General features: G+C 42.1%; 28 protein-coding genes. 15 read left to right on the top strand and 13 right to left on the bottom strand.

From position 1 onward, the window contains the following. Window positions 1-2 precede the first annotated feature (2 nt). Complete coding sequence (locus ACXAH9_RS03210; protein WP_474893422.1) at window positions 3-932, top strand: hypothetical protein; 930 nt, start codon at window positions 3-5, stop codon at window positions 930-932. On the opposite strand, the gene ACXAH9_RS03205 is transcribed toward ACXAH9_RS03210, so the two are convergent. Both ACXAH9_RS03205 and ACXAH9_RS03200 read right to left on the bottom strand, forming a co-directional pair. Continuing rightward, window positions 907-1563, bottom strand: a complete 657-nt coding sequence (locus tag ACXAH9_RS03205; RefSeq protein WP_474893421.1) for a hypothetical protein — start codon at window positions 1561-1563, stop codon at window positions 907-909. The genes ACXAH9_RS03210 and ACXAH9_RS03205 overlap by 26 nt on opposite strands. Beyond that, entirely contained in the window at window positions 1560-3176 is a 1617-nt protein-coding gene (locus tag ACXAH9_RS03200; protein ID WP_474893420.1) for an amidase, read from the bottom strand. The genes ACXAH9_RS03205 and ACXAH9_RS03200 overlap by 4 nt, the downstream gene beginning before the upstream one ends. A gap of 93 nt (window positions 3177-3269) precedes the next feature. Here ACXAH9_RS03200 and ACXAH9_RS03195 point away from each other — a divergent pair, with 93 nt between their 5' ends. Beyond that, entirely contained in the window at window positions 3270-4118 is an 849-nt protein-coding gene (locus ACXAH9_RS03195) for a TolB family protein (protein WP_474893419.1), read from the top strand. Window positions 4119-4148: 30 nt separating this feature from the next. Here ACXAH9_RS03195 and ACXAH9_RS03190 read toward each other — a convergent pair whose 3' ends face one another. Then, a complete protein-coding gene (locus ACXAH9_RS03190; RefSeq protein WP_474893418.1) occupies window positions 4149-4658 on the bottom strand; it encodes a hypothetical protein in 510 nt (169 codons plus the stop codon). A 112-nt stretch (window positions 4659-4770) separates the two neighbouring features. Between ACXAH9_RS03190 and ACXAH9_RS03185 the strand changes: the two genes are divergently transcribed. The 5 genes from ACXAH9_RS03185 (at window position 4771) to ACXAH9_RS03165 (ending at window position 8436) form a co-directional block, all read left to right on the top strand. Continuing rightward, on the top strand, window positions 4771-4929 hold the full coding sequence (locus tag ACXAH9_RS03185) for a Lacal_2735 family protein (RefSeq protein WP_474893417.1): 159 nt from the start codon (window positions 4771-4773) through the stop codon (window positions 4927-4929). Next, window positions 4929-5411 carry a flavin reductase gene (locus tag ACXAH9_RS03180; RefSeq protein ID WP_474893416.1) on the top strand — a complete coding sequence of 161 codons (483 nt, stop codon included), beginning with the start codon at window positions 4929-4931 and terminating at the stop codon, window positions 5409-5411. The genes ACXAH9_RS03185 and ACXAH9_RS03180 overlap by 1 nt, the downstream gene beginning before the upstream one ends. Before the next feature lie 201 nt (window positions 5412-5612). After that, window positions 5613-5891, top strand: a complete 279-nt coding sequence (locus ACXAH9_RS03175; RefSeq protein WP_474893415.1) for a TIGR03643 family protein — start codon at window positions 5613-5615, stop codon at window positions 5889-5891. Beyond that, window positions 5891-7000 (top strand): FAD-binding domain-containing protein, encoded by a 1110-nt coding sequence (locus ACXAH9_RS03170; protein WP_474893414.1) that lies wholly within the window; start codon window positions 5891-5893, stop codon window positions 6998-7000. Before ACXAH9_RS03175 ends, ACXAH9_RS03170 begins: the two co-directional genes overlap by 1 nt. After that, complete coding sequence (locus ACXAH9_RS03165) at window positions 6973-8436, top strand: cryptochrome/deoxyribodipyrimidine photo-lyase family protein (protein WP_474893413.1); 1464 nt, start codon at window positions 6973-6975, stop codon at window positions 8434-8436. Before ACXAH9_RS03170 ends, ACXAH9_RS03165 begins: the two co-directional genes overlap by 28 nt. Window positions 8437-8605: 169 nt before the next feature. On the opposite strand, the gene ACXAH9_RS03160 is transcribed toward ACXAH9_RS03165, so the two are convergent. Next, on the bottom strand, window positions 8606-8758 hold the full coding sequence (locus tag ACXAH9_RS03160) for a hypothetical protein (RefSeq protein WP_474893412.1): 153 nt from the start codon (window positions 8756-8758) through the stop codon (window positions 8606-8608). Here ACXAH9_RS03160 and ACXAH9_RS03155 point away from each other — a divergent pair, their 5' ends adjacent. Both ACXAH9_RS03155 and ACXAH9_RS03150 read left to right on the top strand, forming a co-directional pair. After that, complete coding sequence (locus tag ACXAH9_RS03155) at window positions 8759-9394, top strand: flavin reductase family protein (protein ID WP_474893411.1); 636 nt, start codon at window positions 8759-8761, stop codon at window positions 9392-9394. Further along, window positions 9357-9518, top strand: coding sequence for a DUF2256 domain-containing protein (locus ACXAH9_RS03150; protein ID WP_474893410.1), 162 nt, complete (start codon window positions 9357-9359; stop codon window positions 9516-9518). Before ACXAH9_RS03155 ends, ACXAH9_RS03150 begins: the two co-directional genes overlap by 38 nt. Before the next feature lie 110 nt (window positions 9519-9628). Here the strand turns inward: ACXAH9_RS03150 and ACXAH9_RS03145 are convergent, their stop codons facing one another. Beyond that, window positions 9629-9895, bottom strand: coding sequence for a hypothetical protein (locus tag ACXAH9_RS03145; RefSeq protein WP_474893409.1), 267 nt, complete (start codon window positions 9893-9895; stop codon window positions 9629-9631). A 148-nt stretch (window positions 9896-10043) separates the two neighbouring features. Between ACXAH9_RS03145 and ACXAH9_RS03140 the strand changes: the two genes are divergently transcribed. Then, window positions 10044-10748: a class I SAM-dependent methyltransferase gene (locus tag ACXAH9_RS03140; protein WP_474893408.1), complete on the top strand. Its 705-nt coding sequence runs from the start codon at window positions 10044-10046 to the stop codon at window positions 10746-10748. Window positions 10749-10781: 33 nt separating this feature from the next. Here ACXAH9_RS03140 and ACXAH9_RS03135 read toward each other — a convergent pair whose 3' ends face one another. Together ACXAH9_RS03135 and ACXAH9_RS03130 are read right to left on the bottom strand one after the other, a co-directional pair. Beyond that, window positions 10782-11192 carry a CBS domain-containing protein gene (locus tag ACXAH9_RS03135; protein ID WP_474893407.1) on the bottom strand — a complete coding sequence of 137 codons (411 nt, stop codon included), beginning with the start codon at window positions 11190-11192 and terminating at the stop codon, window positions 10782-10784. A gap of 181 nt (window positions 11193-11373) precedes the next feature. After that, on the bottom strand, window positions 11374-11787 hold the full coding sequence (locus tag ACXAH9_RS03130) for a secondary thiamine-phosphate synthase enzyme YjbQ (RefSeq protein WP_474893406.1): 414 nt from the start codon (window positions 11785-11787) through the stop codon (window positions 11374-11376). Between the two features lie 109 nt (window positions 11788-11896). Here ACXAH9_RS03130 and ACXAH9_RS03125 point away from each other — a divergent pair, with 109 nt between their 5' ends. After that, window positions 11897-15019, top strand: coding sequence for a VPS10 domain-containing protein (locus ACXAH9_RS03125; protein WP_474893405.1), 3123 nt, complete (start codon window positions 11897-11899; stop codon window positions 15017-15019). 77 nt (window positions 15020-15096) lie between these two features. Here the strand turns inward: ACXAH9_RS03125 and ACXAH9_RS03120 are convergent, their stop codons facing one another. Together ACXAH9_RS03120 and ACXAH9_RS03115 are read right to left on the bottom strand one after the other, a co-directional pair. Beyond that, window positions 15097-15708, bottom strand: a complete 612-nt coding sequence (locus ACXAH9_RS03120) for a hypothetical protein (protein ID WP_474893404.1) — start codon at window positions 15706-15708, stop codon at window positions 15097-15099. After that, on the bottom strand, window positions 15705-16052 hold the full coding sequence (locus ACXAH9_RS03115; RefSeq protein WP_474893403.1) for a PadR family transcriptional regulator: 348 nt from the start codon (window positions 16050-16052) through the stop codon (window positions 15705-15707). Before ACXAH9_RS03115 ends, ACXAH9_RS03120 begins: the two co-directional genes overlap by 4 nt. A gap of 176 nt (window positions 16053-16228) precedes the next feature. On the opposite strand from ACXAH9_RS03115, the gene ACXAH9_RS03110 reads away from it, so the two are divergent. Genes ACXAH9_RS03110 through ACXAH9_RS03100 form a run of 3 tightly spaced genes read left to right on the top strand, consistent with a single transcriptional unit; the run spans window position 16229 to window position 17415 of the window. Then, window positions 16229-16402 (top strand): glycine zipper domain-containing protein, encoded by a 174-nt coding sequence (locus tag ACXAH9_RS03110; protein ID WP_474893402.1) that lies wholly within the window; start codon window positions 16229-16231, stop codon window positions 16400-16402. A 19-nt stretch (window positions 16403-16421) separates the two neighbouring features. Beyond that, window positions 16422-16838: a hypothetical protein gene (locus ACXAH9_RS03105; protein ID WP_474893401.1), complete on the top strand. Its 417-nt coding sequence runs from the start codon at window positions 16422-16424 to the stop codon at window positions 16836-16838. 1 nt (window position 16839) lies between these two features. After that, the gene (locus ACXAH9_RS03100; RefSeq protein WP_474893400.1) at window positions 16840-17415 is read left to right on the top strand and encodes a YdeI/OmpD-associated family protein; all 576 of its coding nucleotides are present in this window, start codon (window positions 16840-16842) and stop codon (window positions 17413-17415) included. 60 nt (window positions 17416-17475) lie between these two features. Here the strand turns inward: ACXAH9_RS03100 and ACXAH9_RS03095 are convergent, their stop codons facing one another. The 4 genes from ACXAH9_RS03095 to ACXAH9_RS03080 all read right to left on the bottom strand — a co-directional run bounded on the left by ACXAH9_RS03095 (window position 17476) and on the right by ACXAH9_RS03080 (window position 20372). Continuing rightward, the gene (locus ACXAH9_RS03095) at window positions 17476-18993 is read right to left on the bottom strand and encodes a serine hydrolase (protein WP_474893399.1); all 1518 of its coding nucleotides are present in this window, start codon (window positions 18991-18993) and stop codon (window positions 17476-17478) included. Window positions 18994-19042: 49 nt separating this feature from the next. Beyond that, window positions 19043-19492 carry a CBS domain-containing protein gene (locus tag ACXAH9_RS03090; RefSeq protein WP_474893398.1) on the bottom strand — a complete coding sequence of 150 codons (450 nt, stop codon included), beginning with the start codon at window positions 19490-19492 and terminating at the stop codon, window positions 19043-19045. Window positions 19493-19578: 86 nt separating this feature from the next. Then, complete coding sequence (locus ACXAH9_RS03085) at window positions 19579-20001, bottom strand: YybH family protein (protein WP_474893397.1); 423 nt, start codon at window positions 19999-20001, stop codon at window positions 19579-19581. Then, window positions 19998-20372 carry a tellurite resistance TerB family protein gene (locus ACXAH9_RS03080; RefSeq protein ID WP_474893396.1) on the bottom strand — a complete coding sequence of 125 codons (375 nt, stop codon included), beginning with the start codon at window positions 20370-20372 and terminating at the stop codon, window positions 19998-20000. The genes ACXAH9_RS03085 and ACXAH9_RS03080 overlap by 4 nt, the downstream gene beginning before the upstream one ends. Window positions 20373-20520: 148 nt before the next feature. Between ACXAH9_RS03080 and ACXAH9_RS03075 the strand changes: the two genes are divergently transcribed. Next, window positions 20521-21099 (top strand): acyl carrier protein phosphodiesterase, encoded by a 579-nt coding sequence (locus ACXAH9_RS03075; RefSeq protein ID WP_474893395.1) that lies wholly within the window; start codon window positions 20521-20523, stop codon window positions 21097-21099. Window positions 21100-21148: the final 49 nt, after the last annotated feature.

The following is a 21148-nucleotide window of genomic DNA, read 5'->3' as shown; positions in this document are numbered from 1 at the left end:
TTATGAATACAATTAAAAAAATTATCATATTCTTAATCCTCGTATTTAGTTTCCTTTATCTAGTTGATCAGCTTCCAATTGAAGATCAAAATGTCTCCAGGTTTAAAAGCATTGTTGAATCTACTGATAGTCATTCAATTGCATTCGTGGGTTCAAGCAGAACAATGCGTGGAATCAATCCAATATTACTCGACAGTTTGATCCGAACATATAAATCCTTCAACTTAGGAATAAGTGGAAGCACATTTGTGTCTAATTACTTAGTGACCAATTATTTAATTGAAAAATCGAGATGTGGGATTATCATTTTTGAGCTTTCACCCATCATCAGTGACTGTCCGAATTTCACACATCGATTGACGGATTATTTAAATATCGATTATTACTCTTCTTTAGCTAAAATCAAAGGGAATGATTCTGGATCAAATTTTCGATTCAAAATAGAAGTGTTGAACGATATCGTATCCAAAAAACTCTTCATTAAGCAAAAAGTGAAACGACTATTTAGAATAAAGAGTAAAAGCCCATTTGGTTATTTCGAGGAAGAGTTAAACCTAATAACGAGTGACAAAACCATCCTCAAGTCTAAAGACTTGCTGGTCAAATCATCCAATTTTGATCTTAGTATGTACAAAAATGTAATCTTGGATTTAATAACCTCGGCCCGTGAACATAACAAAAAACTTATTTTCAGACTCCCTTTAACCTTTAGAAAAGAAGATGAAAAACTAATTATAATTCCATTATATCATCAAATTCCTAATGAGAACAAACTCATTTATGATGATCGAATTGTTCAAACAATTAATAAGCCTGAACTCCTATTTGATTCAAATCACTTCAACGCTAAAGGAGCGAAGGTTGTAACAAATGAAATCGCAAGATTGCTTAATGAGCAAGCGATAATCAATAGCTCACTTCTAAATCCGTAATCTCCAAATCAATGACAGCACTCGGGTGAAAGGTTGAGAACCAAACACCCTCATTTTCAACCCAGCCTCCCCAGCCTATTTTTAGTCCTCCAATTGGCACGTTGGAGGTCCATAGCTTCCAGGCTTTAGGGAATCCATCTTCTCCTATAATCCATAGATAGGAATCTCCGGGAGTCACTCCTCCAGATGTGTAGGTTACCAAAAGGCCTCTTCCATCTTTAACTTTGACAGTCGATCGCATAACCCCCTCATCCCTAACCTTGAATGGAGCCACCAACCAGAAAGTATCATTTATAAAGTACTCGTAGGCCTGATACTCAGTTACATTAAAGTCGTTGGGTGACTGGTTCAAATCAAGGTATACATCTTTATTATCCCATCGCACTCTTACTTTGTTGTTTTCCTTGTCCCATTCATAATTATGCCCCCCGGGATATGTAAATCGGATCATTGACAGGGTATCGTACCCGGATTTGTTTAACGCTTTTAACATCTCGTCAGCCAGTGACTCTGCTTCCTGGCCTTGTGTTCCATCAGGAACCGATTCATCAATAAACAGGTAAGCTAAAATCCCAATAATAATTAGGACCACCAGCCCTGCTCCAAGGTATTTTAATATCGCTTTAATCATGCCAGATCTAGAGTTGGTAATAGTTTAGGTGCTTTTCTCACTTTGGTCGCCTGCTCAAACGCATAGGCGATACCGATTAATTTCGGCTCCTGATACTTTCCTCCAAAAATAGACATCCCCACCGGCAAACCATGCACATACCCTGCAGGTACTGTGATATTTGGATACCCAGATCGTGCCGCTGGTGTTGAGCTTCCCGTTCCAAAATGATCGCCATTGATCACATCAATGGGCCAGGCGGGTCCTCCGGTTACTCCAATAATGGCATCCAGATTATTTTCTTTCAAAGCTTTATCAATACCATTTCTGGAAACTTCAGTCACCACCTTGAGGTGCTCCCTATATTCTTCATCCGTTAGTGGCCCCTTCATCTCAGCTCGTTCCAGAATTCCTTGAGGAAAGTACGGCATCTCCACATCTGCATTATCTTTATTGAACTGAATGACATCTGCCAAAGTTTGCACTTTCGAATCTGGGCGAGAAGCGAGGTACTTATTGAGCCCATCTTTAAATTCATAGAGCAGCAGCTCCAAGCCTGAGTTTCCATAGGCATCATTTTCATAGAGTTTGATATCCTGAACCAGTGTTGCTCCCTGCGCTTCCATAGCTGCAAAAGCTCGCTCCATGATTTCATCCACTCGCTCATGATAGCCAAGCGTTCCACTTAGCACTCCAATTCGCTTACCCTGAAGTCCATTTTCATTGAGAAATTGCGTGTAATCAGTATAGCTGTTTCCTTCACTCTCCTTTGTTCGTTTATCTGATTCATCCACACCAACGCATGCACCTAGCAGACTTGCAGCATCTGCAACAGTCCTACCCATCGGTCCGGCGGTATCCTGCGTTTCAGAAATGGGAATAATACCATCCCTACTCCACAAACCAACAGTTGGCTTGATTCCAACCACGCCATTTGCCGAAGAAGGACATACGATTGACCCATTCGTTTCTGTGCCTATGGTTAATGCACACATATTTCCTGAAACAGCCGATCCCGATCCTGAACTTGATCCGCATGGATTCCGATCCAACGCATAGGGATTTCGCGTCTGCCGTCCTCTTCCACTCCATCCGCTGGACGATCGGAACGATCTGAAATTTGCCCACTCACTCAAATTGGTTTTTCCAAGAAGCACAGCCCCTGCTTCCCGCAATTTCTTTACAATAAATGCATCATCCGGAGCTGAAATACCCGCCAGTGCCATCGATCCTGCGGTGGTCATCATTTTGTCTCCGGTATCAATATTATCCTTAATCATCACCGGAATACCATGCAGTGGACCCCTAACCTTTCCTTCAGCTCGTTCATTATCTAATTGATCAGCGATCGTCAATGCTTCAGGATTGGTTTCAATCACACTATTTAGGCCATTTTCACTTTGATCTTTTTCTTTGATTCGCTTCAGATATAGCTCGCAGATTTGTCGTGTGGTATATTTCCCGGTTTCCATCGCTTCTCGCAATTGATTGACCGTCCACTCTTGTAGTTCAAAAGGTTGTTCTTCAGATTCTGAAGGGTCGATTGAAGGTTCGGTAGGTGCGCATGCTTTGATTCCAAGAAAAGGTATCGCTCCGGTAATGGCACTAAGCTGGATGAAATTTCTTCGTTTCATGTTAATTTTATTTAGGAAGGTTAGTTATGTCGAAACACTAAATTTAACCTTTGAATTTTCAGAATCAAACCAGCTAAACAATTAAGCCCCATTATGAAAAATTTTCTTATTGCATTCACAGCTATTCTTACTTGCTATTTTTCTCATGCACAACCTGATACTGACATTTATGTCATGGATCTTCGCAGATCTGCGGAAGGCTTACTAATAGAAAAGCCTCAAAATATTTCAAAAAATAAAGGATATGACAATCAGCCTTCATTTTGGACTGACGGAGAATCTATACTCTACGCCAGAACTATTGATCGTCAAACTGAAATTGCTCGTTACTATTTTGATTCCGGAAATACTCTCATCATATCCGAAACCAAACAAGGAAGCGAATATTCTCCAACACCCATGCCTGATGGTCGTATCTCAAGCATACGGCTAGATACTACCGGATTGCAATTGCTTTATGCCTATAAATTCAATGGTAACAGTGAGGTGCTTGTACCCGATCTGAAAATCGGATATCATGCCTGGATTGACGCTGACCGTATTGTCGCCTTTGTTTTAGGAGAGCCAGCGACAATGCAGATTGTGAACACAAAAAATGGGAAGGCAACAGTTGTTGGAGAAAACATCGGACGATCACTTCATAAAACTCCTGATTCAAAGGACTTCAGCTATGTTGATAAGTCCGATGATAATTGGACCATTATGCGAATGAACCCGGTAATCAGAGAAGCTGCTGAAGTCACGCCTACGATTGGTGAGGGTGAAGATTATTGCTGGACACCTAAAGGTGAAATTCTGATGGCTGATGGCGCCAAGCTTTTTGTGTGGTCAGCTGACTCAGCATGGAAGCAGTTTGCTGACTTGGGTAAGCATGGCATCACATCGATCACCAGACTATGTGTATCTCCGGATGGGAAGAAGCTGGCAATAGCTGCAGAATAAAAAACTCATCCGTTCTTCTTTTTCTAGGTATCACTCGGCCCGTTGGTAGTTTATTCTCCAGTTTAGGTTCCAGGTCTCGCCTCCGTCTGTTGAAGCCTCCCAATCCCAGGTAAAGGCATCATCTGTTATGTTATAAAATCGCATTCTGGAAATAGATTCCCTTCCGTCAGGGAGTTTTCTTGGACTAGTCATTTGAAAGATTCGTGTATCTCCCTCCATAATTCCGATCAAATCAATGTATCCCCCCTGGCTATCTGCCCAGGCCTGATGCCATTTCCCATCTCTGGGATTAAACGTGCTTATACTAGTACCGAGATATCCTTTGAAGTTGCCTTCTTTGGCTTCAAAGTTTTCCTGAATCACGCGACCATTCAGCTTTTTCTCAATTAGGTTGGTTCCCTTTCCTCCTTCCCAGGTAAGATCCCATTTCCCTACCCAAAAGTTCAGCTTGGATAAGTCCTCCTCTGATGGCTGAGGCGGCTGTTGCGCGATTGTCATTGAACCAATCATCAGACAAGTAAGTAGTAATATCGATTTCATAATTTCAGTCATTTTAGTTCATAACAACCGTAAAAATGCAATTCCCCTAAATGTGCCTTCCAAATGTACTCTCTTCCTCCGAACATATTGACCCGGTACCTGTTAATTGAACATGGGACTATTTAGCAGAAAAACACCGAAAGAGAAGCTTCAGAAAAAATATGAGAAGTTAATGAAAGAATCATACACCCTTTCAAAAACAAACAGAAAGGCCAGCGACGAAAAAGCCGCCGAGGCAGACAAAGTATTGAAGGAAATCGAAGCACTTTAATGGGTGTAAAACGACCCTGGAATATTGTGAACATGCCGGTCTACAGCCTGGCAACCTATGCAGATGATCAGGTAAACATGAATATCTGTACCTATGTGACAGCTGTAAGTATGAAACCAAAACTGTTCATAATTGCCATTGATTATTCTACAAAAACGTATAAAAATCTAGAGCAAGGATCCAATGTTATCCTTCAAATACTTCATCAGGATCATTCTAAACTAGTACCACTCCTTGGAAAAAAGAGTGGTTCACGAGTCAGCAAACAAGAAAAGCTTGTCTCTAAAGGCTTGATAACCACTTGGAACGGACATCAAGTCTTAAATGGCGCATGTGGATTCTTAGCATTAGAACAGAGAGGAAGAAAAAATGTCGGTGGAGATCATGAGCTTTTTTGGTTTGAAGTGGTAAAATCCAAAACAATTTCGGAAGACGACATCTTAATGTTTCAGGATTTGATTGAGGCTGGGATTATTCTTTAAGATGGTGTCTCAAAAGTTTTAGAAGGTCTGTCATTCTGAGGAACGAAGAATCTCGAACATTTGATATCCAGGGATTTAAAAGCTCAAAGATTCTTCACATCCGTTCAGAATGACACTTTTGAGACACTTTCGATAGTCATTTTTATACTAAGTCATGCTGAATTTATTCCGTCGTGGAACAGTCAGCATCTATTTTAAAAAATGAAAGAATTAACCGAACGAGACAAAAACAGAATCATCGAGATGGCATGGGAGGATCGAACGCCATTTGAAGCAATCGAATTCCAATTCGGGTTACCTGAAAAAGAGGTGATCAAACTCATGCGCACGGAGCTCAAACGAAGCAGCTTCAACCTGTGGCGCAAGCGAGTGAACTCCGGTCCCAGTCAAAAGCACATGAAGAAGCAGCCGAATGATATGACTCGATTTAAATCTTCCAGACAAAAACAAATCAGTTTGAACAAAATCAGCAAGCGATAATGTTTAGCACCGATTATCAGGACATTTTAGATCAGATGGAGGCCATTGATCCGATCGATTATGGTAAGACCCGCAACTTCATCGATGGGGCTGTAACAAAGCTTTCCCCATACATTTCACGAGGGGTGATTTCCACCAGACAGGTATTGCAATCTGTAATGGATAGAGGCTTTGATTCTAAAAAGATTGAAAAGTTCATTCAAGAACTGGCATGGCGGGACTACTGGCAACAGGTGTGGGTGGCCAAAGGCGATGAGATTAACTCCGATTTAAGAAGGGAGCAACCCAACGTGCAAAACCACGAGATGCCCGAAGCGTTGATCAATGCTCAAACTGGAATCAAGGCAATCGATGATGCCATCAATGAGTACTACGAGACTGGATATTTACATAATCACGTTCGTATGTACATCGCAAGTATTGCTTGCAATGTTGGGAAAAGTCATTGGTGGGTGCCAGCACGATGGATGTACTACCACCTCCTAGATGGTGACTGGGCCAGCAACGCCCTCAGCTGGCAATGGGTGTCTGGAGCCAATGCAGGAAAGGAATACTATGCCAATCAGGGGAACATCAATAAATACTGCTACACGAGACAAAAAGGCACTTTCCTGAATGTGGAGTACGAACAGTTTGAAGACATGGATATCCCGGAAGTGCTGAAAGAAACATTCACTCCTGAGCTGAAAACGCCACTTCCTGAATCAGACGACCTCTCCATTGATATTAAGAAGCCGACTCTCATTTACAATTTCTACAACCTCGATCCGACCTGGCATCAGTATAAGGATGCCAATCGCGTATTGCTTTTAGAGCCTAGCGTATTTGAGAAATATCCCGTCTCTCAAAACTCTATTGATTTCATGATGGGCTTAGCGAAAAACATTGAAGGCATTCAGGTCTTCGTGGGAGAGTACGATGAACTATTGGAAGAGTATTTTATCAATGATGTAACCTTCAAAGAGCATCCACTCAACCATTACAGTGGACTGGAAGAGTCTAGAGACTGGATGTTCAATGTCACTGGTTACTATCGATCATTTTTCGCTTTCTGGAAAAAATGTAAAAAGGAAATGAAAGAATGGAACCAACCAACCTTGTTTGGCTGAAACGAGACCTTCGCTCTCAGGATCATGCAGCTTTTAAGGCCGCAGAAAAGGATGGGTTGCCGTATGTAATTATTTACATTTTCGAACCCTCCATGCTAGCGCACCCTGATGCAGCATTGAGGCATCAGCAATTTGTTTATCATTCGATACGGGCACTCAACAGAAAACTTCAGGCATATAACCGGAGGGTAGAAATCTTTTATGGAGAGGCAGAGACTGTTTTTAAGTATCTGATCGGCATATACAACATCCAAACTATCTTTTCACATCAGGAAACAGGTATAGAGCGTACCTGGAAGCGAGATAAAGCTGTGTCCAGGTTCTTTAATGAAGAAGGTATTCTCTGGAAAGAATATCAACGTGACGGGATCGTTCGAGGGATTACCAACCGAAATGGCTGGGACAAGAACTGGTTCATTAATATGTCGCAACCCCTGATTGAAAATACCTATTCGTCTTCTGAGCTGAATCCACTTGAGCATCCATTTTATTTACCGGAGGATTACCAAAAGCAGCTTGAAAAATATCCTGATAATTTCCAGCCTGCAGGAGAGCACAATGCCTGGCGATACCTGAGATCGTTTGCCAACGAACGCGGATTCAATTACAACAAACACATTTCCAAACCTGCTGAAAGCAGAAATTCAGGTGGACGGATATCTCCCTACCTGGCTTGGGGCAATCTGAGCATCAAGCAAGCCTACCAGCATGTGAAGAACCATGAGCATTTTGCTTCGAACAAACGTCCATTCGGTGCGTTCCTGACACGCCTGAAATGGCACTGCCACTTCATTCAGAAGTTTGAGCAGGAATGCGAATATGAGCACACTTGCATAAACCGTGGGTATGAATTACTACCTCATCAGAGCGATCCGAAAAAACTGGAAGCTTGGAAGGAAGGAAAGACCGGCTTCCCGATGGTAGATGCGTGTATGCGTTGTGTCACGGAGACCGGATGGATCAACTTTCGTATGCGAGCCATGATGGTTTCGTTTCTTTGCCACCATCTCGATCAGGACTGGCGTGATGGGGTGTACCACCTGGCGCAGCAGTTCCTTGATTATGAGCCGGGCATCCACTACCCGCAGTTTCAGATGCAGGCGGGTACCACTGGCATCAATACTGTTCGTATTTACAATCCCGTGAAGCAAGGGTATGACCATGATCCCGAGGGTACATTTATCAAAAAGTGGGTGCCGGAGCTGGCCAACGTACCTACCGAGCACATTCACGAGCCATGGCTGATGACCGACATGGAACAGGCGTTTTGTGGGGTGCAGATTGGCAAAGATTATCCAGCACCGATCGTTGATTTACAGAAAAGTGGCAAGCACGCCCGCACCAAGATCTGGGGTCATCGCAAGAACCAGGCAGTGAAAGACGACAGCAAACGCATTTTAGCGAAGCATACGAGGGCTGGGAGAAAGAATCCATGATCCTCTCCCCCTCTGGAGGGAGTTAGGCCGAGGATAAAAATGCATGCAATTCAATAAACTGCACCGTTCCCCCTTAATAAAGGCGGTCAGGGGGTTGTTTACTGTTACACTTACATCCCCCTCCTGAACTCCTTCCTACACACCCCCTTCAAAGGGGGACTTCTTTACGTCATCGCGATCCGCCGATTGGCGGAGAAGCGATCTCAATAATGAGACTGCTTCGCTCTTTGTCATGCTGAGCCTGTCCCCCTCTGTAGGGGGTTAGGGGGAGGATGGCCAGTTCAATTTCGAAACATTCCTCCTCCATTTTAGTCTTACTCACATGCACTTGACGAAATCAGACATTGAAAGCATGGAGCGCAAAAAGCGCCTCAACATCATCAACTCCGTTTCAGGGATCAAGCCCGCCAACCTGATAGGCACGAAAGCCAAAGACGGGCAGACCAATGTGGCCATCTTTAGCAGTGTCTTTCACCTGGGAAGCAACCCTGCCTTACTGGGTTTTATTACTCGCCCAACCGGAGAGGTACCAAGACATACGTATGAAAACCTGAAGGAAACTGGATTTTACACCATCAATCATGTCCCGACCACCATAGCCGATAAAGCCCACTTTACTTCTGCAAAGATAGATCGTAAGGTATCTGAGTTTAAACGCTGTGGACTAACTGAAGAGTACCTCAATGATTTTCAAGCCCCATTTGTTGAAGAGAGCTCACTGAAAATTGGTTTAAGCTTTCAAGAAGAGCTACCAATAAAAATCAATGGAACCATCATGATCATAGGGCAAATAGAGGAATTGATTATCCCAGATGAAGCGGTGAACGAGAAGGGATATATTGACCTGTCTATTTATAATACCGCTGGTATTTCTGGACTAAACACCTACTACTCTTTAGCACCGGTGGCCACTTTTCCATATGCGCGTCCTAACGAAATTCCAGATTTTGGCTCATAAGAAACCCCACCTACCAACCAAGATCTGCGCAACTTGTGGCAAACCCTTTACCTGGCGCAAAAAATGGGAAAAGGTTTGGGATGAGGTGAAGTACTGCAGCGAGCGGTGCAGGAGGAATAAATGAGAATCGGCTATTCGAATACATGATTCGCGTTATCTCTCCTATTTGGATATAAATGCCCACTTTACGTTATTTGAAAGGTAGATAACGGAAATATTCCTGTTATAATGATGTTACTCCATCGACTCACTAACCTTCACCAGTGCTCTTACCTGCTGACGGTTTTCGATGTGTAGGTGTGCCTTGGCTAAATCTTCCAGCTCATAGATCTCCCCGATCGGTAATCCTTCCCAGCCTTCTGTTAGTGCATCTGCCAGATCGTGGGCGGCAGCCTGCTTGACCTCCTCGCTGAAATCATCGCTACCCAAACAGTAGATGGAGATATTGGAGAAGAGCAGGGGCCAAAACGGAATACTGGCCGGATGTTGACGCTTTTTCACCTCTCATGAATTCACCATTGGTAGTAAATTTCCATTTGTACTTTCCGTTCCTGTGGAAGGATTTCTCCATATCGTCGACATGAAGCACTTCTGCCAAGCCTTGTTGGGTGTTGCATTTTAAATCCGCACAAGTTAATTTGTTGTATCCATGAATCATACAGTTTACTACGACCGGGATTTGGCTTACGTGCACGATCAGGGTTATTCAGACCTAGCTAAAAGTGCTGCCAAAACCATCGCAAGGTTAATGAAAAGGCCTGGCACATTGGTAGATCTCGGATGTGGAAGTGGCGTTTTAGAAAAGGAGCTATCAGACACCTCTCTGGAACTGATCGGAGTGGATTACGCTCCTGAAATGATCCGGATCGCCAAACAGAATGCTCCAAATGCCAAGTTCGTTATTCAATCATTGTTTGAATTTGAAATTCCTACATGTGATGTTGTATGTTCTACTGGAGAATGCTTCAATTACCTATTTGTCGGTAATGGGGATTTACGTTCGTTGTTCGCACGAATTTACCAAGCACTCAGACCACAGAGCTATCTGATTTTTGATATACTAACGACAGAATTGCCTCCATCAAGCACAAACGCTCGCATCATTGAAAACGATCGCTGGACCATGTTTCTATCGTTTGATTTATCAGGTGATATCTTAGCACGATCCATTACCCTTTTTTTAAAAGATGAGGAAGGCTACAGAAAAAGCAAAGAGTTGCATCAACAAAAGCTGTTTAAAGTGAGCGACGTTGAGGAGATATTAACTGTGATAGGCTTTCGTTTTGAACAGATTGACTCTTATGAAGGGAATACTTTTCGACCCGGTCAGGTTGGTTTTATTTGCAAAAAGTAAACGATCATTCCTTGCTCAATCGTTGAACAGACATCAATCCCCCAAAAAGAAGGCAAACAGGTCCTTGGTCGTAACGATCCCTACCAGCTCACCATCATCCATGATGGGAAGAGACTGAAAAGAAGAAACGCTAAACACATAAGCTGCCTCAACGGTGGTAGCATTAACGGTCAATGACTTCACATTAGCTGTCATTAACTCTTCGATTGAAAGAGATTTAAAAACCGCGCTTTCCTCCAGTCGCTCACCAATGAAATCGCACAGATACTGCACCCGATTAAGATCATTAGAGCTAATCATGCCTACCAGTTTACCGTCTTCAGTTACTGGCAAATGATGAATCTCGTATTTATCCATCAGGTTCCTTGCATTAATGACCGGATCATCTATATCGATCTTGTGGACCTGTTTGGTCATTATTTCAGAAATGGGAAGTGCTTTCATGTCTTTGATATTTAAATGACAAAGGTGCTAAGACGTTCCTCTGACATAAATCGAAATAATCATTGATACATATGATTTATGTCAACTAATATGCAATTCGGTTACAAAACAAAAAGCAAATAATCCCCTCCTGGGAGGGGTTGGGGTGGGTTCAAGAAACGCATTTTCTTTTTAGTTCAACCTAAGAATAAACGGTCACCACCAGCCTCCTGCTTCCACCATAGTCGCGGTGCTCACCTAGGTATATCCCCTGCCAGGTCCCAAGATTGAGTCGATCATTGGTAATTGGAATGGTAACTGAAGATCCCAATGTGCTGGACTTCAGGTGTGCTGGCATATCATCTGACCCTTCGTAAGTATGTTGGTAATATGGTGCATTTTCTGGCACAGAGGTATTGAAATGACTTTCAAAATCAGACCGTACTGTCGGATCCGCATTTTCATTGATGGTGAGACTAGCTGAGGTGTGTTTGATGAAAACATTAATTAGCCCTGCTTCTATTCCATCCAGATCAATCTGATCCATAATTTCGTCGGTAATCAAATGAAAGCCTCTAGAATAAGGCTTTAAAGTAATTTCAAATTGCTTAACCATACCCTAAAGCTAATAAGCCATCACTTTCATCATCCATTCATACAATTACTTTTCTTATTAGAATGGACATTGGCTAGCTTACATATTCTGAAAACTTAACCTTTCAAGTATGAAACGAAATTTATTTGTCTTAATAATGCTGTGCTCATCGATTCTATTTGGGCAGTCAGCAAATGATTATTTCGCACCACTTAAATACCGACTCATTGGACCGTTTAGAGGAGGAAGATCCGTATCATCCAGTGGTGTTGTCGGTGACCCACTCACCTACTACATGAGTACCACCGGTGGAGGCCTCTGGAAAACAACAGATGCAGGTCAGCGATGGACAAACATATCTGACGGGTATTTCGAAACCGGATCAATGGGTGCCATTGCGGTATCAGAATCACACCCGTATATCCTTTATGCCGGAATGGGTGAACATGCTCCCAGAGGCGTGATGACTTCATATGGTGACGGGGTATATAAATCTACAGATGAGGGAGAAACCTGGACGAAGATGGGACTCGAAGCAACCCAGCACATTGCAAGAATTGTTATTCACCCAACCAATCCAGACATTGTGTATGTTGCCGCACAGGGTGCACTCCACGCGCCCAATGATGAACGGGGAGTCTACAAATCAGCGGATGGCGGTAAGACGTGGAAAAAAATATTGTTTGTAAATAATCAAACCGGATGCAGTGAATTATCTATGGATATGAACCACCCGGACATACTGTATGCCGGCATGTGGGAGCATCAGCGTACGCCGTGGAAGGTTAAGAGCGGGGGTCCGGGAAGCGGTGTTTACAAAAGCATGGATGGTGGAGAAACCTGGAAAAAAATAGAAAAGGGACTTCCTGACGTAATGGGTAAAATCGGCATATCCGTAAGCAGAGCTAATTCCCAAAAAGTATACGCCATCATCGAAGGAGATTCTCAAAAAGATGAAGGTGGCTTATTCGTTTCGAATAATGGTGGCGAAAACTGGTCATTGGTAAGTGGAGACAATCGGCTCACTCAACGTGCGTGGTATTACACTGAAGTGTTTGCTGATCCGCAGGATGAAAACACGGTTTATGTGCTGAGTGCCCCTGCACTACGATCCATCGATGGTGGTCGGAGCTGGGAACGATTGAGTGGTACACATGGTGACTATCATGACCTTTGGATTAATCCAAAAAACTCAAAAAACATGGTCATCTCCAATGATGGGGGGGCTGCAATCAGCTTCAATAGGGGCGAAACATGGTCCACCCAGGCCAATATGCCTACTGCCCAGATTTATCGTCTCAACGCAGATAATCTCTGGCCATATAACCTTTACGGAGGTCAGCAGGACAACACATCGATTAAGATTGCAACACTGTCTCAATATTCAGGAAGTATCAATCGCAAAGACTGGGAGAGTTCAGCTGGCGGAGAAAGTGCATTCCTGGCTTTTGATCCGGATAACCCGAAATACGTTATGGGAGGAAGTTACCTGGGTAGCATGACTACTTTGAATCAGGAAACAGGAGCCATGATGCCATCGATTGCAGCACCAATTCAGTTCCTCGGTAAAGCTGCTCGTGACATGAAGTACCTCTACAATTGGAACTCCCCGATTATTTGGTCACAGCATGAGCCGGGCACATTTTATCATGGAGCACAGTTGGTTTTGAGAACACGAGATTTGGGTCAAACCTGGGATGAAGTATCTCCGGACCTCACTCGTAACATAGATGAGAAACAAGACAAAGGTGGAGGTCCGCTGACTAACGAGGCAGTGGGTGCTGAAAATTACGGAACAATCAGTTACTTACTGGAATCACCACATGAGAAAGGAGTGATCTGGTCAGGAAGTGATGATGGACAGGTGTATCGCACCAGTAATGGCGGTGAAAGCTGGGAGAATGTCACACCAAAAAACTTGGGTGAGACCTTGGTCAACGCAATAGAAATTTCACCTCATGATCCATCAAAATTGTACATTGCTACTACTAAATATAAATTCAACGATTACACGCCAGCGATTTACAAATCGACAGATAATGGCAAAAACTGGAAACAAATAAATAGTGGCATTCCTTACGGTGCATTTACAAGGGTGGTTAGAGAAGATCCCGGAAGAAAAGATCTGCTTTATGCTGGGACAGAAAAGGGCATCTATATTTCATGGAATGGAGGAAGCTCTTGGGAACCTCTCCAACTCAACTTACCGGTGACTCCCATATTGGATTTAATGGTGCACAAAGGAGACTTATCAGTGGCAACATCCGGACGATCTATCTGGGTTCTGGATGATTTGAATGTTCTACAGCAAAAGTCTAGTGGCTCATCTACAAAGCTTTACAAACCTGAAGATGCGTATTATGGCTTTTGGTATAGCCCTTTGAACAGCAGCAATACTTCGAATTTCGATGGAACTGATCCATTTGAAGGGATCAACCCTGCAAATGGAGTAGTCATATATTATGAACTCCCTGAGCTTGCTGACTCTGCAGCAGTTTCATTAACCATTAAAGACGAATCAGGAAATACAATTAGGGAGATTTCCTCAGAATCAGATAAATCATATAAGCGATATGATGGTGGCCCTCCACCTGCTCCAACGCTGAGCAAAGAAGCTGGCCTCAATCGATTTGTATGGGATATGCGTTATCCGATCATGCCGGGAGTGACCGATGTATACATCGAAGGTAGCTATCGTGGACACAGAGTATCTCCGGGTATCTATACGCTGACTTTAAATGTCAATGGAGAGGAAATATCTACTGAAGCTAAAATCCTGGATAACCCGACAATGGATGTTTCTAAACCAGATTTCGATTCGTATGACAAAATCATGACAGAGATGGAGACCAAATTGACCGACATGCACAATACCATCAATCAGGTAAAACGAGTGAATGATCAGTTGAAAGAGATGAAGCCTGAGCTACCAAGTGATGCACTTAAAAAACAGTGTAATGAACTTATCAAAAAGCTCAATAAATGGGATGAAGACATGGTTCAACGTAAATCGAAAGCATATGATGACGTGGAGAACTTTGAGAATAAGTTCACAGCAGACTATTTATACCTTATCAACGCTACAGAATCTCAGGTTCCTCGTGTGAATGCATCGTCTGTCTCCAGGAAGAAAGAATTGGATGCCATTTGGGAAACGTATGAAACCCAGGCTAACCAATGGTTGAATGAAGATATTCAAGCTTTCAATAAAGCGCTTTGGGAGGCAGGGATTGGAGCAATAAAGTTGAAATAGCCGAGAAATTATTAGCATATAAAAAAGGCTATCCACATAATGGGTAGCCTTTTCATTTTGAGTTTTAGTCCTTGACCTCAGAGTTCATCCACTGATTTCCTATACATCCTAAAAAACAGGAAGGGTAAAAATCCAAATCCAAAAAGTAAGAAACTAATGAAAATCATCAGCCCTGACCCCATTAAGTGAAGCATCTTCATTGTGATGGAGGCAATTAACAGTGCAATGGATATGCCACCAAACACCCACTTCATTCGCTCGGATAGTACTTCTCTCGCTAAATGCTTGTATCGATTGATCAGAAATAAAGGAATGAAAATGCAGGATACCCCTATTGCACCAGCACCCATCAATACCGCGGCACCTTTCAAATGAAGCACCTTCATTAAAATTCCGGCTATCCAAGTCACTGTGAACAGATAGCCGACAACATACATTAGTCGTTTCATAAACATGATTTTTGAGTAATTGAATAAAAAAATAGTCTCCTTTTGTATTTCATCCAGTCCGTTTGGAGCTGTTTGTTGATAAGCTTTTTCCAACGCCTCTTCAAATGAATGTCCCATAGCCATTTCAATTTCCACCAGGCAACAGAAATGATCAATCAAATCATCCTTCAATGCCTGATTCTTGATAGCACTTTGGTTCACCTCTTCAATAATCCGATCTTCATGTTCTTCAGCAATCATATCGCCGGGGATGTTTTTAAATCACTAAAAATCACCTTCTCTATTGTTTTGATAAAGTCCCTCATCTCATCAAGCAATGTCTCTTTTTGCTCCTCTCCTTTAGCAGTGAGCTTGTAATACTTCCGCACGCGCTTCCCGATGCTTACTTCCTCGAAGGTGAGTATTCCATCTTTCGTCATTTTATGAAGAGCAGGATATAAAGACCCATCCTTTAAGTGAATCTTACCATCGGTCTTTTCTTTTACCATCTGTGAAAGCTCATATCCGTACATCTTTCCTTTCTCTGATAGCACTTGAAGTACGATCACTTCCAGCGTTCCTTTTAAGAGTTCTTTAGAATACATATTGCAACGATACATTAAATATTGATATATTGCAAGTAAATACCTCAATATTTGATGTATTATCTGAAAATACGCAACAATAACATGCTATTAAGCATATACAGCTACCACTTAGCATGATTCTTTAGGTCGAAACACACTATCATCCTAATTTGAAAAAATCATAATAATTTAAAATGAACAATTACAACAAGTTCGGATTGGCCATCGGGCTAGGTATAAGCTTTGGCACTACAGTGGGAGCAATAACAGACAATATTGGGTTGTGGTTAAGTGTGGGTATCAGCATCGGTGTGGCAATAGGCTTTTCACTCTATAAAAAAGAGAATACGAACGAAGAGCCAAAATGAACTATCTTATTTTTGCTTTATGAGAATTAAAGATCACTGGCATTACTCGGACGAAGAATATGAGAAGGCCTTCCAGTCTTTTCGATTAAAACCAGGGCTATTCTCTCATGAAGCACACCTGCGGTTGGCATACATCCATATTCAGAAATACGGTCGGGACCAAGCTGAGCGAAACATGTGTGATCAGATCAAAGGCTTTGCTGAATCTTTGGGAGTTTATGACAAATTCAACAAGACTGTGACGATTGCATCCGTGAAAGCCATGAACCATTTCATGGAGAAAGCTAAGTCTGATAATTTCAAAGATTTTATTCAGGAGTTTCCTCGTTTGCTGACCAACTTCAAGGACATTCTTGGCCAGCATTACGGTTTCAATGTATTTCCTGATAAGCGCGCAAAGCGAGAGTATGTAGCACCTGACCTGCTTCCCTTCTAAAATGCCAACCTTCTTCCAGACTCCAGATGATTTTAGGAAGTGGTTAGAAGAAAATCACAAAACAAAATCCGAACTCTGGGTAGGGTATTTTAAAAAGGCCACAAAGAAACCAAGCATTACCTGGCCAGAATCAGTAGATCAGGCGTTGTGCTTTGGGTGGATTGATGGAATCAGAAAGAGAATCGATAATGAGGCATATCAAATCCGCTTTACTCCCAGAAAGCCAAATAGCCACTGGAGCCATGTCAATATCAGGCGAATTGAAGAATTAAAGAAGTCCAATTTAGTAACTAAAGCAGGATTAGCTACTTACGCTAAAAGAGATCCTAAAAACTCAGGTAAAGCTTCCTTTGAGGATGACAAGGTGGAACTGAGTCCAGACTTTATAAAAAGGTTCAAGGCAAATAAAGAAGCATGGAAATTTTTTACAAAAAATCTCGCGCCTTTCTATCAAAAGCAATCCATTCACTGGGTGATGAGTGCTAAACGAGAAGATACAAGGGAAAGGCGTTTTGATACTTTAATCGAATGTTCCGAGAATGCGGAAAAAATTCCACCATTAAAATGGAGTAAGTAGATTGTATGAACTCTGTTTTACCCCTGTTAGGATTCAAAACCCTAAAAGAATTTTTCTTTCTTATTTCTTCTTTGGATGCAACTCATGAAAAAAGATATCTCCGTTCGGAACATCAAATTCGATTCCTTCCACATTCAGGTTATTGTCTAACTCAATCGAAACCGTCCCAAAATCAAACCAGGCGTGCTCTTCGTCCCATTTAATCTCATAAGTATCATAGTGCCAGTGCTCCAGTGTAGCTCCAAGTTTAGGAGCTTTCTCGAAGGCTATCCTTATTTTTCCATCCTCCTCTGAAATGTTAATATTACCATACATAGGATCGAAATAAGTTCCTATCATATCAGCACGACCTACTGATGGCTGAGTGTCTTCAATACGAGCGGCTTTTCGCTCTTCCACATCCCCTTTGTGACTATTTCTTGATCTCGCTCGCTCCAAATATTCTGCCGACCAGTCACGCATATCTTTCTTCAGGTACTGATTAGCTATGTAGTAGGTCAATGGAGTGGAGATACCTTCCATGGTATTAGTAAGCACAACGATTCCCAATTTCAAATCCGGTATCATCATGACACGGGAATACATACCATCATAGCCGCCACCATGACTTACAGCCATGGTGCCGTGGTAATCCATTACACTCCATCCAAGCCCATAACCTGTGAAGTGTCTTCCCGGTATAGACTCTTTGGAACGTTCACTCAGTTTGAAATTATTGTGTGGTGTCCAAAGTAGGTTTTGCTGCTCTTTTTCAATATACTGCTTACCATCCCATTCTCCACCGTTGAGGTTCATCATCATCCATTTTGCCATGTCTGTAGATGAAGAAATAATCCCTCCTGCCGCGCTGGGTGCATCCCAGCTGGCCCACTTGATTGGGACAGTGCCATTTTCTAAAGTGGGTTTATGTGGGGTGGCCGTGTTCTCAGGCAAGTCATTCACACTTATGACCGTATTATCCATACCTAATGGATTCATAAAATGCTTTTTCACGTATGCTTCCCAAGGTTCTCCAGTCACTTTTCGAATGACCTCCCCTGCAGTGATAAACATTAGGTTTGTATATCCATATCCGTCTCGGAACTCAAAAGCTTCCGGTACATAGGCCGCATTTTTTATGATCTCTTCAGGGGTTTTATCAGATTTATACCAGATCACATCACCACTAAATGTTCCCAGCCCCACTCGATGGCAAAGTAAGTCCTCAATTGTAACCATAGAGGAAATGTATTCATCGCCATAAAGCTTGAAATAAGGGAGATAATCTCGCACTTTATCCTTCCACGAAAGCTTTCCCTCCTCTACCAATCGTGCAATGCAGGAGGCCACAAATGCTTTGGAATTGGAAGCGATTGCAAAAAGGGTGTTATCGTCTACTTTATCTTTTCCACCAATCTCTTTGACACCATATCCCTTGCTCAACACTACTTCCCCATCCTTTACGATCGCCACAGCCATGCCTGGAACATTCCAATCCTTTCTGGCTTGCTCGATGTAACTATCAATGGCCTTGACATCAACCTGTGCCTGGCCTGAAATAAATAAAAATAATAGGGAGAGGGTTAATAGCTTTTTCATTCTTCTGTGTTTGATGAAGAACGAAAATACAAAAGAAAGCGCTTAGCTACTACCAGGTTGAGCTTTTGGTGTTAAGTACCGCCTTCATGATATCTTTCTGACTGATCTGGCCGATGAGTTTTCCCTCGTGAACGACTGGAAAACGTCTGAGCCTTTTTTCCAGAAACATCTTAGCTGCCTCAAAAATATTCAGTCCGGGATTTACTGTAACCACATTTTTGGCCATATGCTCAGCCACCAATCCAGTGAATATTGGCATGTTGTCATACTTCCCTTTCACCACTTCTTTCAGACAGTCACCTTCAGAAATTACACCCACTAGCTGTCCATGATCATCCACTACAGGTCCACCTGAAATCTTATGCTTCATCAAAGTTTCCACTACTTCGTGCATAGGTTGCTCGGGCTTAAAAGTGATTAGCTTCCTTGCCATGTAGTCTTCTACTTTAAGTGCTTGTGATTCTTGTATTTTTGGAGCTTCCGCTCCTCTGTAGCTCATTACCATATTTAGCTGAATTTAAATGATTAAGTAGCATAGAATCTACTCAAAAAACTCTAAAAAGCAAAATTTAGTATGCTGAAAAATTAGCTGGAATGATCCGAAACAATCACCCATTCGCTTCCTAACCGTCTGAAAATAAGGGAGAAATGACCATTAGGATTATCATTTTTACGTTTCAGACTCCATTTTCCTATCACTGTCCAAAAGTCTTCACTCAAAGGCTCTACAATAATCAGGTCAAAGGTTAGCTGGCCCATTGTAGCTTTGTCTGGATAGGACTTTTTGTAATTATCCAACGTTTGCTGCCAACCATAGGTCACCCCTTTACTTCCAATAAAAACCAGCTGATCTGATTTCCAGTATCCTTCCATAAAACATTCAATATCGCCTGAATTCCAACACTCCTCCTGCTGCGCCAGTACCTCCCTGATTGCAACTTCGTCTGGATTCTGAGAATAGGTAAAAAATGAAAGTATGATTAGTGAAAGAAAAGCAAGAACTCTCATTTCCGCAGATACGTTTGAATCTTTGCTTTTAACGATTCTTTATCCGTGGTAATATGCGGATCGCTATAAATTTTCAACATCAGCTCTCTGAGTACATCCTCATCATAGCCCAGTCGACTTGCGATCTTCGCACAATACTTTATCTCTTCTTTGTAAATGCGGCCGTCTATTTTCATGAGCTGAACCACATTGTACAGATAATCATAGCGCTGATCATCGTTTAATGTTTCCAACCCCTCGATGACAGATGGGTCTTCAAACGACTCACTGATTTCTTCATTCGAAAGACCATTTGCTTTTCCAATCTCTTTAATCAGGTCGATCTCTTCCTGTACAACCACACCATCTATCCGAGCCAGCTGCACCAGCATGTTTAAGTGTGAACGGACAATATTTGGAAAATTATTTGCGATGATCTTTTTCTTTTGTGTTCGCTATCGTTTTATGAGTGCATCACAAAAGTAAAGCCACCCACGTTAATCTCAAACTATAATATTTCCTGTATATCTTGGGTATCAGATGAATTTTCTTGCTCATTTATATTTAAGTGGTGATAATGAAGAGGTTTTGGTTGGAAACTTTATCGGAGATTTTGTGAAAGGGGCCCAACTAAACAAATATCCTGAGCAGGTGCAAAAAGGGATCAGACTGCACCGTAGCATAGATTATTACACAGATACCCATGATATTGTTCTTCAAAGCAAAATCCGATTGAGAGAAAAATTCAGACATTATGCACCGGTTATCGTGGATGTCTTTTATGATCATTTTCTTGCAAGGGACTGGTCGGAATTTTCTAATGTGCCCTTAATGGAATACACCTTAAACTTCTACCAGCGGATGAATAAGTATCTGGAAATGATACCAAAAGGCGTAGTTCGAATGCTTAGTTACATGTCTCAGGACAACTGGTTATATAACTATCAGTTTATTGAAGGCATTGATCGAGCACTTACCGGCATGAGTAAACGCACAAAGTTTGAAAGTAAGATGGAGCATGCGTCTGATGCTCTAAAAGAAAATTATTCTGACTTTGAGGCCGAATTCAATCAGTTTTTTCCAGAATTGCAAACACATGTAAGCAACTTTGAAGAATAAGATGAGCATGATTAAAGTGAATCGAACGACTGAAAGATTCCTTTGAATT

It is taken from the genome of Ekhidna sp. ABH4_415, assembly GCF_056161305.1.
This window is presented reverse-complemented; position numbering and strand designations above follow the sequence as displayed.

Coding starts and splice junctions, on each gene's coding strand:
- ACXAH9_RS03200 (WP_474893420.1), bottom strand. CDS start 3,176: ATGAAACGAAGAAATTTCATCCAGCTTAGTGCCATTACCGGAGCGATA.
- ACXAH9_RS03185 (WP_474893417.1), top strand. CDS start 4,771: ATGGGACTATTTAGCAGAAAAACACCGAAAGAGAAGCTTCAGAAAAAA.
- ACXAH9_RS03150 (WP_474893410.1), top strand. CDS start 9,357: ATGCGCGTCCTAACGAAATTCCAGATTTTGGCTCATAAGAAACCCCAC.
- ACXAH9_RS03110 (WP_474893402.1), top strand. CDS start 16,229: ATGAACAATTACAACAAGTTCGGATTGGCCATCGGGCTAGGTATAAGC.
- ACXAH9_RS03130 (WP_474893406.1), bottom strand. CDS start 11,787: ATGGTTAAGCAATTTGAAATTACTTTAAAGCCTTATTCTAGAGGCTTT.
- ACXAH9_RS03165 (WP_474893413.1), top strand. CDS start 6,973: ATGGAACCAACCAACCTTGTTTGGCTGAAACGAGACCTTCGCTCTCAG.
- ACXAH9_RS03125 (WP_474893405.1), top strand. CDS start 11,897: ATGAAACGAAATTTATTTGTCTTAATAATGCTGTGCTCATCGATTCTA.
- ACXAH9_RS03115 (WP_474893403.1), bottom strand. CDS start 16,052: ATGTATTCTAAAGAACTCTTAAAAGGAACGCTGGAAGTGATCGTACTT.
- ACXAH9_RS03190 (WP_474893418.1), bottom strand. CDS start 4,658: ATGAAATCGATATTACTACTTACTTGTCTGATGATTGGTTCAATGACA.
- ACXAH9_RS03090 (WP_474893398.1), bottom strand. CDS start 19,492: ATGAGCTACAGAGGAGCGGAAGCTCCAAAAATACAAGAATCACAAGCA.
- ACXAH9_RS03100 (WP_474893400.1), top strand. CDS start 16,840: ATGCCAACCTTCTTCCAGACTCCAGATGATTTTAGGAAGTGGTTAGAA.
- ACXAH9_RS03075 (WP_474893395.1), top strand. CDS start 20,521: ATGAATTTTCTTGCTCATTTATATTTAAGTGGTGATAATGAAGAGGTT.
- ACXAH9_RS03175 (WP_474893415.1), top strand. CDS start 5,613: ATGAAAGAATTAACCGAACGAGACAAAAACAGAATCATCGAGATGGCA.
- ACXAH9_RS03135 (WP_474893407.1), bottom strand. CDS start 11,192: ATGAAAGCACTTCCCATTTCTGAAATAATGACCAAACAGGTCCACAAG.
- ACXAH9_RS03095 (WP_474893399.1), bottom strand. CDS start 18,993: ATGAAAAAGCTATTAACCCTCTCCCTATTATTTTTATTTATTTCAGGC.
- ACXAH9_RS03105 (WP_474893401.1), top strand. CDS start 16,422: ATGAGAATTAAAGATCACTGGCATTACTCGGACGAAGAATATGAGAAG.
- ACXAH9_RS03140 (WP_474893408.1), top strand. CDS start 10,044: ATGAATCATACAGTTTACTACGACCGGGATTTGGCTTACGTGCACGAT.
- ACXAH9_RS03085 (WP_474893397.1), bottom strand. CDS start 20,001: ATGAGAGTTCTTGCTTTTCTTTCACTAATCATACTTTCATTTTTTACC.
- ACXAH9_RS03180 (WP_474893416.1), top strand. CDS start 4,929: ATGGGTGTAAAACGACCCTGGAATATTGTGAACATGCCGGTCTACAGC.
- ACXAH9_RS03170 (WP_474893414.1), top strand. CDS start 5,891: ATGTTTAGCACCGATTATCAGGACATTTTAGATCAGATGGAGGCCATT.
- ACXAH9_RS03155 (WP_474893411.1), top strand. CDS start 8,759: ATGCACTTGACGAAATCAGACATTGAAAGCATGGAGCGCAAAAAGCGC.
- ACXAH9_RS03195 (WP_474893419.1), top strand. CDS start 3,270: ATGAAAAATTTTCTTATTGCATTCACAGCTATTCTTACTTGCTATTTT.
- ACXAH9_RS03210 (WP_474893422.1), top strand. CDS start 3: ATGAATACAATTAAAAAAATTATCATATTCTTAATCCTCGTATTTAGT.
- ACXAH9_RS03120 (WP_474893404.1), bottom strand. CDS start 15,708: ATGATTGCTGAAGAACATGAAGATCGGATTATTGAAGAGGTGAACCAA.
- ACXAH9_RS03080 (WP_474893396.1), bottom strand. CDS start 20,372: ATGCTGGTGCAGCTGGCTCGGATAGATGGTGTGGTTGTACAGGAAGAG.
- ACXAH9_RS03205 (WP_474893421.1), bottom strand. CDS start 1,563: ATGATTAAAGCGATATTAAAATACCTTGGAGCAGGGCTGGTGGTCCTA.